Genomic DNA, 10432 nt, shown 5'->3' with positions numbered 1-10432 from the left:
TCGATGACTATCAATCGATCACTCGGGAAGGTACGCCCTCCGCGTCTCGCGAAGCCCCTCTCCCGAGACCGATCCACAGGTCTTGAGCATTGCTCGGAGGCGCGGGGCGGGGCCGGGGCACGCCGAAGCCGCCCCGGGCGCTTCGAAGGGGGCTTCGTGGGTCAGGTTGTGGTGCATCCAGCAGCGGTCAGCGCCTCCGTGATGACGGCCCGCTCGTCGTCGGTGAAGGGGCGGGTGCTGTCCCACTCGTTGTGGGGGTCCCAGCCGAACGGCGCGGCGACCCTCTGCCCGCCCGCCTCCGCCCCTGGCGACAACCCGAGCAGAACCGATCACAACCTCAAGATCTGAGGCTGTAGTACCCGGCTCCGCGGACTCCCGGCAAACAAACGGCAAACCCATAGGAGCGGGCCGGCACGTCACACCGTATGCATTTTGGCCATATACCATTTCGACCAATAGGACATTTCCACCGCCCGGGGTGATCTGTGAGCGTCCGTGACACCCCCAAAAAGGCAGCCCGCCACCGAGATCACCTGCAGTTTTACGAATCTCGGCCACCGGCAGTATGCGCCGCCGGATCAAGGCCGATTATCGCCGCTTTCACACTCGCCCACTCCTTGGCGAGACTTAATTGCTCACCTGCGTTCACCAAACGATCATTGACGAGCGGATCGAGGCCGCTAGAGTTGGCACCGGTCTCCCAACCGCAGGGGCCCATCCACCGATTCGGGTTCAGGCCGACGATTCACACACCGCATCCCGCCTACCCGTGCGGAACCGGTTTCACACTTGCACCGTCTCGGTGAAAGTCGGCTGATTTCGATCCGAGCCCCCCCCCCCCCCCCGCGTTTGGAGCTCCGATGAACCACCCAGCGAGAGTCGAGGAAAAGATTCTCGTCACGGCTTCCGCAGAGTCCGTCTACCGGGCGGTGAGCAATGTCCGGCGCATGGGCGCATGGAGCCCCGAATGCGTGGGCGTGTGGTCCCGGAGCCAGCGGTTCGAGGCGGGAACACGGTTCATCGGATGGAATCGCAAGCGACTGCGGTTCTGGTTCACCTCATGCACCGTCGTACGCGCCGAGAACGCACGCGACTTCGCCTTCACTGTGAGCACGTTCGGCATGCCGGTGGCACTGTGGGGCTACCGCTTCGAGGACCGGGCAAACGGCTGCCTGGTGACGGAGTACTGGGAGGACCTGCGATCCGGTCGCAGCGCCCCGGTCGCCAAACTCCTCGGCCTGGTCTTCACGGGCACCCCGTCGAAGCGCCGCCCCGCGGCCAACCGGGAGGGCATGCGCTCCACGCTGAACCGACTCAAGGCGGCGATGGAGCGAGCATGAGGCCCGTCCGCGTGCGGCGAACAACGAGTCTTCCTGGAGAAAAACGTCAGAATGAATACATCTGCGATAGACGGCGGAATTACCGACGATGAAGCGATCGCCCTGCATCGCGCACATCTGAGCAAGGGGCGCAGTCAACTCGCCGCGATGTTCGGGAGCCTCGTCGAGCAATCCGCTTCCGGCGCCCGCGTCACCACCACTGATGGCCATGAATTCCTCAACTGCGGTGGTTACGGAGTGTTCTTCACCGGAGCCGGACACCCGCGCATCGTTGCGGCGGTACAACAGCAGGCAGAAAAGCAGGCGCTTTCCACCCGCCTTTTTCTCGACCCCGTCGTCGGGCTCGCCGCCCAGGCGCTGACCTCGGTCGCACCGCCCGGGCTTGAACGGGTCCACTTCTCCGGATCGGGTACCGAGGCGACGGAGACGGCCATCAAACTGGCCAGGGCCCACGGGAAACGTCGGCTGATCTCGATGGAGAACGGCTATCACGGCAAGACCGTCGGTGCCCTCTCGCTGACGGCGAAGTCCTTCTACCAGGATCCGTTTCGGCCGCTGCTGCCCGATGTGCAGCACGTCCCCTTCGGTGACACCGCGGCGCTGGCCGACGCCCTCGGGACGGGCGACGGCGACGCCTGCGTCGTGCTCGAACCGATACAGAGCGAGGCCGGCGTGATTGTGCCGCCGCCCGGCTACTTCAAGGACGTGGCGGCCCTGTGCCGGGAGCACGACGCCTTCCTCGTGGTCGACGAGGTGATGACCGGGCTGGGACGGCTGGGCGCGTGGTGGGGCTGCGATCTCGCGGAGGTCCGGCCGGACGTCCTGCTGATCGGGAAGGCCCTCTCCGGGGGCGTGGTTCCGGTGTCGGCCGCGCTGGCCACGCCGGAGGCGTTCGCCCCCTTCGACTCCGACCCCTTCCTGCATACCTCCACCTACTCGGGGGCGCCGATCGCGATGGCCGCCGCACGCGCCACCGTCGAGGTGATCCGCGACGAGGGACTGGTCGACCGGGCCGCCGAGACAGGCGCCCGGCTGCTGGAAGCCCTGCGCACCATAGCCGCCGACCGGGCCCCGGGACTGGTCCGCGAGGTACGCGGCGTCGGCCTGCTCATCGGAGTCGAACTCGTCGACGCCAGCCAGGCCGGGGAACTGCTGCTGGAGCTGGTCGACCGTCATGTGGTGGTCAACCACTCGCTCAACGCGCACCCCGTGGTGCGCATCACCCCGCCCGCCGTCATCACCCCCGGCGAAGAGACCCAGCTTCTGGAAGCGGTGGACGGGGCGCTGACGGCCATGGCGAAGAAGTGCTGAGACCGTCCGCCCAGTCAACTCCCGGCTTCGAAGGACCACGAACATGGCAACGTTACGCAAGACTGTCCTGCTCACCGGCGGCTCCGGAGTGCTCGGCACCGCGCTCATACCGCAGTTGAGCCACCATCGCATCATCGCCCTGGCCCATCGAAAACCCCCCTCCGGCTGCGACGACGTGGTGCACGGCGACGTCTCCCAGCCCCTGCTGGGGCTGGACGAAACCGCCTACCGCAAGCTCTGCGAAGAGGTGGACGTCGTGATCCACGCCGCGGGCATGGTGAAGTTCAGCAGCACCGCGGAGGAGATGGAAACCCTCAACGTGCAGGGCGCCCGCGGAATGTCGCAGTTCGCTGTCGACGCGGACGCGTCACTGATCCACGTCAGCACGGCCTACGTCGCACGCGCCGAGGAGATCCGGGCGGCGGGCGGAGAGCAGACCGGCCGGGCCGGCAACAGTCCCTCGCTGTACGTGACGTCCAAGGTCGCGGGCGAGAAGATCGTCCGGGAGAGCGGCGCGCAGGCCGTGATCGTACGGCCCTCGATCATCATCGGGGATTCCGTCACCGGCGAGATCTCCGAGACGCAGGGGCTGCACACCTTCGCCCACAACGTCCTGCGCAACCGGCTCCCCTTCGTACCCGGCGACCCCACGGCCTATGTCGACTTCGTCCCGCAGGATCTGGTGGCCCTGGCGATCGTGTCGCTGCTGGACCGGGATGTCCGGGACGGTGAGTACTGGATCAGCAGCGGGTCCCACGCGCTCACCTCCGACCGGCTGACCAAGGTGATCGTCGAGGAGGCCGCCGCCCGGGGCATCACGGTCAATCCGCTGCGGGTGCTCGCCCCGGACATCGTGGAACGCCTGGTGCGCCCCGCGTTCTTCGACGTGGTTCCCCACTGGGCGAAGACGCGGCTCGACCGGCTGCTGGACGTGACCGCCGTGCTCTTCCACAAGCACCCGATCCCCAGTTCACTGACCGAGATTCCCGGCTGCGAGTACGCCGCGGACGTCCAGGCCAGCGAGAGGGCGTGGCGGGCCTCGATCCGCCACATGATCCAGAACCGGTACAACGTCTACGCCACGGCCCCGACCGCCCGGGCGTTGGAAGGAACCCCATGAGCGCGGAGCAAGCCTTTGGGCACCGGCATAACTACCGCACCACGCGGGCGGAGTACCTCGGCGTCTTCGCCGTGGCCGCCGTCGCCTTTCTGTGGCACATCACCGAGGTGCGCTGGGGACCGGCGATCCTGCTGTTCGCCTATATCGACATCATCGGCTACATCCCGGGCCTGATCGCCTACACCCTGTCCAAGGACGGGCGGATCCACCCGGTGTTCCACGTGCTGTACAACGTCATGCACACCTGGCTGTCCGCCGGCGCGGTGATCCTGCTGTGGGCCTGGCTGGTAGGTCCGGAGTGGGCCCTGCTGGTCGTCCCGCTGCATCTGTTCGGCGACCGCGGTCTGCTGGGCAATTACGCCAAACCGATCAGCGAGCCGTTCGAGCACTTCGAGACCGGCCGTCAGAAGGCCTTCCGCGCCGCACGGCAGGCGGAGGTGCACGCCGTATGACGGGCGCGCGGCTGGACGCGCTGGAGAGCATCGCCACGTACGCCGATCACCCGAGCGGGTTCCTCGCCTACAACGACGGCGTAGAGCACTTCACCTCCTCGTCCGTGCCGGGTGTCATCGCCTACCGGCGGCGCGGGAGCACCGTGTTCACCTTCGGCGGGCCGTTCGCGCCCGCCGAACACCGGGGCGCGCTGCTGGCCGAGTTCCAGGAACGGATGGTCGGCGGCCGGCAGCGGCTGGTGGTCGCGCAGGTCCGGGCCGCGGACCTGGACGTGTTCGCCGGACGGGACTGGACGGTCAACCAGCTGGGCAGCTCCTACAGCGTCGACCTGAGCCGGTTCTCGCTGAAGGGCAAGGCGCTGGCCAAGATCCGGCAGAACATGGCCCGGGCCAGACGGGAGAACGTGTCGGTCCGCGAGGTGTCGGCCGCCGACCCGCCGCCGGAACTGGACGAGATCGACCGCCGGTGGCTGCGCGACAAGGGCTGGCACGTCAAGCGGATGACGTTCCTGGTGGGCGAACGCACCGGCCGGGGCGTCCCGCACCGGCGGTTGTTCGTGGCCGAGCGGGACGGCGCCGTGATCGGTTACGTCTCCTACTCGCCTTCCTACGGCAGCCGTCCCGGCTGGCTGTACGACCTGACCCGGCGGACCCCGGAGGCGTCGGTCGGCACGATCGAGCTGATCAATTTCGCCGCCCTGCAGACGTTCACCGAGGAAGGAGCCGAGTGGCTCCACCTGGGACTGACGCCGTTCGCCGGACTCGGCGCCGAGCCCGCCAACGCCAGCCGGCCGCTCACCCGCATGGTGCGGCTGATCGCCGAGCGGGGCGCGTTCGTCTATCCGGCCCGGTCCCAGCAGGCGTTCAAGCTCAAGTGGGCGCCGCAGGCGATCGAACCCGAGTACGTAGCCTTCGGGGGCGGGCCGCGTCCGTCCTCCCTCTGGCAGCTGTTCCGCATAATCAACGCAATCTGACCGACGAATTCGAGGACCACAGGTGACGAAGAACATCGCACCCGAGGCGGACTGGGACCTGGCCCCCAACGTGCTGGAAGGGGCCCGGGAACTCAGGCTCAGCCCCGAGCAGTGCGACCTGGACTACTGGATCGCCAACGTCGCCCAGGGCACACTCAAAGGGCTGGTCAACGGTCACCACCCGGACGCCGTGACGCCGGAGCACATGCTCAAGCCGGGCCCGCTGCGTGACGCGCTGCTGACCGAGTTCTCGTTCCGTTCCATCGCCGAGGACAAGGCCGCACGAGCCATCACCTCCCTGGTGCAGACCGCTCCCGATGTAAAGTCCATGGAGTTCTTCGCCACTCAGCTCATCGACGAGGCCCGGCATGCCCAGGCGTTCCGTGCGCACATGCTGGAGGTCGGCGTCCCCGAGGCGGAACTCGACGACGTCATCGAGGAGTACGCGGGCGAGCACCAGCGCAACGTTCTGGACCCGCTGGAGGAGTTCGGCCTGAGCGTGATGAACGGGCCGCACGCCTTCGTCTCCGGAGTCGCCGTTCTGACCATCCTGGTGGAGGGGGCGCTGGCGCCCACCGGCGAGCTCAGCGAGCGCAAGTGGAAGATCGTGGACCCGGCGGCGGCGAGCGTGGAACGCGGCGCGGGCATCGACGAGATCCGGCATCTGACCGTCGGCAGTGAGATCGTCAAGCGGCATCTGGAGCGGGACCCCTCGCTCAAGGAGCACTTGGCGGACGTGGTCCGGCGCGGCAACGAGCTGTGGGCCAAGCTGCCGGTGTTCGCGGTGCTGCAGCGCCGGGAGGAACTGTTCCAGGCCGGCATCCAGCAGATCGCCGACGTCATCGGCGACCACGAGATCTGGCCGGGCCGCCGGCTGCTCGACAGCACTCCGGACGAGCGGATCGCCACCGCCCTGGACTGGGCCGCCCAGACCCAGACCACCCGCCTGGCCTACATGGGGATGGCCGAGTGAGCGACCTGCCCGAGCGTCCGGCAGCGGATGCCACGGCAGACCGGCTGACGGTGCCGCTGCCGGACGGAGCCGAGCTGGCGGTGCTCCACTGGCCGGGCCCGGCAGGCGCCCCGCTGGCGGTCGTATGGCCCGCGCTCGGCGTACGGGCGCGGTTCTACCGACGTTTCGCCGGCGCGCTGGCGGCGCGCGGACTGGGAGTGGCGGTGGTTGATCTGCGCGGGTACGGCGACAGCCGGCCCAGGCCGGACTCCTCGGCCCGGTACGGGTACCACGAGCTCGCCACCGTGGACTACCCCGCCGTGTTCGGCGCCCTTCGCGAGCGGGCGCCGGGCAGTGCGGTGTTCCTGCTGGGGCACAGCATCGGCGGGCTGATCGGTCTGATGTACGCGGCCAGGAATCCGTCCGAGCTGGACGGGATGCTGCTGGTCGCGGCGGGCACGCCGCGCTTCCGCACCTATCCGGGGCTGACCGGGCTGATCCCGCTGCTGGGCACCAACACCATCGCGGGTGTCGCCCGGCTGCGCGGCTACTGGCCCGGCGACGTCCTGCGCTTCGCTGGGCGTCAGTCCAGGGTGCTGGTCGGCGACTGGGCCCGGATGGCCCGTACGGGCCGCTACCGCCCGGCCGGCGCCGACGTCGACTACGAACAGTTGATCGCGGACCTTCGCCTGCCGGTGCTGGCGGTGTCGGTCGGCAACGACCTGCTGGCCCCGCCCGGCGCGGTGGACGCCCTGTGCGGGCTGCTGCGGGGCGCTGAGGTGTCCCGCTGGCACCACGCCGATCGGCTCAGCCACACCGCCTGGGCCAACCGGCCCGAGCCGATCGCCAGGGAGATCGGCCACTGGATCGACAGCACACTCGTGGGCAAGCCCTGGCACGCACCCACAGGAGACGACGATGCGGTTTCTTGAGCCAGAGCGCGCGACTCTGGAGATGTTCCTGCCCGGACTGGACGAACGGCTGGCCGCTCTCCCGCTGAAGGAAAGGGAACAGCCGCAGGGGCCCGCGCTGACCCTGTTCAAGGAGGCGGGCGGCCCCGGGCTCGTGGTCCCCTCGGAGCACCGAGGCCTCGGAGCGAGCGCCGTGCAGGCCGTACGGCTGCAGAGGGCCGTGGCCTCGCGCAGCCCGTCCCTGGCGGTGGCCACCACCATGCACCACTTCTCGGTCGCCGGACTGATCCAGGCGTACGAGGCCACCAAGGGCATGGAGTGGATGCTGCTGGAGGCTGTCGCCGACCAGAGGCTGCTGATGGCCTCCGGGTTCGCCGAGGGAAAGTCGGGACAGTCGATCCTGGCGTCCTCCATCACAGCCAGGCAGGACGGCGACGACATCGTCCTCAACGGGTCCAAGAAACCCTGCAGCCTGTCCGCGTCGATGGATCTGCTGACCGCCTCCGTGACGCTCGACACCGACAGCGGTCCGCAGTTGGCCGTGGCGCTGGTCTCCGCCTCCAGCCCCGGCGTCTCCGTGCACCCGTTCTGGGGGACCGCCGCGCTGGCCGGCGCCGAGAGCGACGAGGTGCGGCTGGAGGACGTCCGGGTGCCGGCGGACATGGTGGTCCGCACCGAGTTGGGCGAGGACGGCAGTCTGGACCGGATCCAGACCGTGGGCTTCATCTGGTTCGAGCTGATGATGGCGGCCTCGTACCTGGGCATGGCGAGCGCGCTGGTGGAACGGGTGCTCGCCCGGGAGCGGACGGACGTCACCGAGCGGGCCCGGATCCTGGTGGAGCTGGAGGCCGCGATGGGCGCCATCGTCGGCGCCGCGTCGCCGCTCGACGGCGACGGCCCCGTGGGACAGGCGGAGCTGCTGCAGTCGCTGGTGGTCCGGTTCTCGGTACAGGACACCATCGACCGGGTGGTGCCGCGCTGTCTGGAGACGCTCGGCGGCATGTCGTACGTCTCCAGTGACGAGACGTCATATCTGGCCGCCTGCGCGGCCGCCCTGAAGTTCCACCCGCCATCGCGCGCCTGGTCCGGCCAGGCACTGTGCACGGCCTACGCCGGCGGACCGCTGGTCCTGGGCTGAACCCGGCCGCCATCGGCCGATCTCATGGTGTTCGACTTTCTGGAAGGAACCTGCCATGGCCTGCTTGATACGTGTCGAGGGACTGCTCTCCGGTCGGGACGCGGAGAAGGTGTTCGACCGCATCCGTGACTTCGAGCGATACGCTGACCACACCGACGCCGTGCGCGAGGTCACGGTGACCGCCGACCAGGCGGGCACCGTCGACTCCGCCTGGTCGGTGAACTTCCGCGGCGGTGTCCTGCGCTGGACCGAACGGGACGTGATCGACCCCGCTGCCCGGACGATCACCTTCGAACAGCTCACCGGGGACTTCGCCCGGTTCGTCGGGACCTGGGAGGTCCAGCAGGCCGGCGACGACGTCGTGGTGCTGTTCTCCTGCGAGTTCGACATGGGCATCCCCAGTCTGGAACCGATCATCAACCCGGTCGCCATGCGTGCCCTCGTCGACAGCATCGAGCTCATCCTGCGCGGTCTGCTGGGAGAGGAGATCGAAATCACCAGTAGCCACCAAGACACTGCGGTCGTAGGGTCGTGACGGCCCGGACGCCGCAAGGGCGCGGCCCGCGCTCGCTGCGCCTGGCCTTCATCTGCGTCGGCGTCGTCATGGTCTACCTGGACAGCACCGTCGTGGGGGTGGCTCTCCCCGACATGCAGGAGAAGATGGACATCGGGGTCTCGGCCCTGCAGTGGGTGTTCGACATCTACGTCCTCACCTTCGCCTGCTTCCTGCTCACGGCCGGCACACTCGGCGACGCCCTCGGGCGCGGTCGGGTCTTCCTGGTCGGCCTGACCGGCTTCACCGGCGCGTCGGTGGCCTGTGCGCTGGCCACCGGCATCGAGGCGCTGCTGGTGGCCAGGGCCGTGCAGGGCGTCTTCGGCGCGGTCATGATCACGGTGTCGCTGGCCCTGATCCGCCAGCTCTACACCGAGGAGCGGGCGCGGGCCTCGGCGGTGGCGACCTGGGCCGGGGTGGGCGGCGTCGCCCTGGCCGCCGGTCCGATCGTCGGCGGCCTGCTGGTGGACGCCTATTCCTGGCAGAGCATCTTCTGGATCAACCTGCCGATCGGCGTCCTGGCCCTCGGGGCTCTGGCCTGGTTGCTGCCGCTCGGCACGGGCCGGGCGGCGGCCGGAGCGGAGCCCGGGCGGAAGGCCGACTGGATCGGTCAGCTGCTGTTCGTCACCGGCATCGGGGCGATGGCCTACGCCCTGATCGAGGCCGGCCCGCGGGGCTGGGGGTCGCCCCTGACCGTCGGGCTGCTCGTCGGCTCGGTGCTGGTTCTCGCCGGATGCCTGCGCTGGGAGAGCAGGACCTCCCACCCCATGCTGCCGCTGGCTCTGCTGCGCCACCGGGTCGTGCTGATGACCTGCTGGGTGAACTTCCTTTGCTTCTTCGGCCTGTACGGGGTCATCTTCCTGCTCACTCTGTTCCTGCAGCAGGTGAACGGACTCACCCCCGTGCAGACCGGTCTGCGGCTGCTGGCGCTGACCGCCTCCATCACGGTGGCGTCGCTGCTGGCGCCGGCCGTGGCCGCCCGGCTGGGGACCCGGATCGTCATCGTGATCGGTTCCCTGGTGGCGGTCGGCGGATTCGTGGGCCTGACGGGCATGGAGGCCAGCAGCGGCTTCGGAACGTACTGGTGGCCCCTGCTCCTGATCGGCACCGGTGTGTCCGTGGTCGGTGCACCGGCCACGGTGGCGCTGCTGTCGGCGGTGCCACCGCAACAGGCGGGCATCGCCTCGGGTATGTCCCAGACCTGTCGTCAGGTCGGGGCCGTCTTCGGTGTGGCCCTGTCCGGCACCCTGGTCCAGCAGCGACTGCACTCAGGTCTGCCGGATGTGCTGGCCACCGTCCCGCTGCCGGACGCCGCGCGCAGGGAACTGGCCGGTGCCATCGAGCACGGGCAGTCGGGCGGCGCCGACGCTCTGCCGGCCGACATCCGGCAGAGCCTGCTGCGATCGGTGGGAGACCTGATGGCGGACGGGCTGCACACGGCGGTCCTGGTGGCGGCGGCGGGAGCGGCTCTCGGCGCCGTCGCGGCGGCCGCACTGTTGCGGCGACAGGGCAGCGGCACGACGCCGGCGCCCGGCAACGAGCCGGAACCCGCGACGGCCGAGCTCCGTCCGGGAACGTCCTCCTACTGTCCCGAGTCTTAGGAAAGCCGTAGAAGTATGCTGGGCTCATGGCGCGCATGGGTCGGCCGACGGTCGAAGTGGTTCTGACGGATGACGAGCGT

General features: G+C 69.1%; 11 protein-coding genes. All 11 read left to right on the top strand.

Annotated features, from left to right (window positions below; all coding sequences use genetic code 11):
- Positions 1–156: 156 nt before the first annotated feature.
- On the top strand, positions 157–348 hold the full coding sequence (locus ACFC02_RS39785; protein ID WP_376367449.1) for a hypothetical protein: 192 nt from the start codon (positions 157–159) through the stop codon (positions 346–348).
- Between the two features lie 512 nt (positions 349–860).
- Positions 861–1340 (top strand): SRPBCC family protein, encoded by a 480-nt coding sequence (locus tag ACFC02_RS39780; RefSeq protein WP_376367447.1) that lies wholly within the window; start codon positions 861–863, stop codon positions 1338–1340.
- Positions 1341–1391: 51 nt separating this feature from the next.
- The gene (locus ACFC02_RS39775; protein ID WP_376367445.1) at positions 1392–2651 is read left to right on the top strand and encodes an aspartate aminotransferase family protein; all 1260 of its coding nucleotides are present in this window, start codon (positions 1392–1394) and stop codon (positions 2649–2651) included.
- Positions 2652–2694: 43 nt separating this feature from the next.
- Positions 2695–3771, top strand: coding sequence for an SDR family oxidoreductase (locus ACFC02_RS39770; protein ID WP_376367443.1), 1077 nt, complete (start codon positions 2695–2697; stop codon positions 3769–3771).
- The gene (locus ACFC02_RS39765) at positions 3768–4223 is read left to right on the top strand and encodes a hypothetical protein (RefSeq protein ID WP_376367441.1); all 456 of its coding nucleotides are present in this window, start codon (positions 3768–3770) and stop codon (positions 4221–4223) included. Before ACFC02_RS39770 ends, ACFC02_RS39765 begins: the two co-directional genes overlap by 4 nt.
- Positions 4220–5197 carry a bifunctional lysylphosphatidylglycerol flippase/synthetase MprF gene (locus ACFC02_RS39760; RefSeq protein ID WP_376367439.1) on the top strand — a complete coding sequence of 326 codons (978 nt, stop codon included), beginning with the start codon at positions 4220–4222 and terminating at the stop codon, positions 5195–5197. The genes ACFC02_RS39765 and ACFC02_RS39760 overlap by 4 nt, the downstream gene beginning before the upstream one ends.
- A gap of 22 nt (positions 5198–5219) precedes the next feature.
- The gene (locus ACFC02_RS39755; protein ID WP_376367437.1) at positions 5220–6170 is read left to right on the top strand and encodes a VlmB-like protein; all 951 of its coding nucleotides are present in this window, start codon (positions 5220–5222) and stop codon (positions 6168–6170) included.
- The gene (locus tag ACFC02_RS39750) at positions 6167–7081 is read left to right on the top strand and encodes an alpha/beta fold hydrolase (protein ID WP_376367435.1); all 915 of its coding nucleotides are present in this window, start codon (positions 6167–6169) and stop codon (positions 7079–7081) included. Before ACFC02_RS39755 ends, ACFC02_RS39750 begins: the two co-directional genes overlap by 4 nt.
- Positions 7068–8198 carry an acyl-CoA dehydrogenase family protein gene (locus tag ACFC02_RS39745; protein WP_376367433.1) on the top strand — a complete coding sequence of 377 codons (1131 nt, stop codon included), beginning with the start codon at positions 7068–7070 and terminating at the stop codon, positions 8196–8198. The genes ACFC02_RS39750 and ACFC02_RS39745 overlap by 14 nt, the downstream gene beginning before the upstream one ends.
- 55 nt (positions 8199–8253) lie before the next feature.
- Positions 8254–8733: a type II toxin-antitoxin system RatA family toxin gene (locus tag ACFC02_RS39740; protein ID WP_376367431.1), complete on the top strand. Its 480-nt coding sequence runs from the start codon at positions 8254–8256 to the stop codon at positions 8731–8733.
- Complete coding sequence (locus ACFC02_RS39735) at positions 8730–10352, top strand: MFS transporter (RefSeq protein WP_376367429.1); 1623 nt, start codon at positions 8730–8732, stop codon at positions 10350–10352. The genes ACFC02_RS39740 and ACFC02_RS39735 overlap by 4 nt, the downstream gene beginning before the upstream one ends.
- Positions 10353–10432 lie beyond the last annotated feature (80 nt).

This window comes from Streptomyces sp. NPDC056160, assembly GCF_042268205.1.
Classification (GTDB): domain Bacteria; phylum Actinomycetota; class Actinomycetes; order Streptomycetales; family Streptomycetaceae; genus Streptomyces.
The sequence above is the reverse complement of the archived record's forward strand: the minus strand, read 5'-3'. Positions and strand labels throughout refer to the sequence as shown.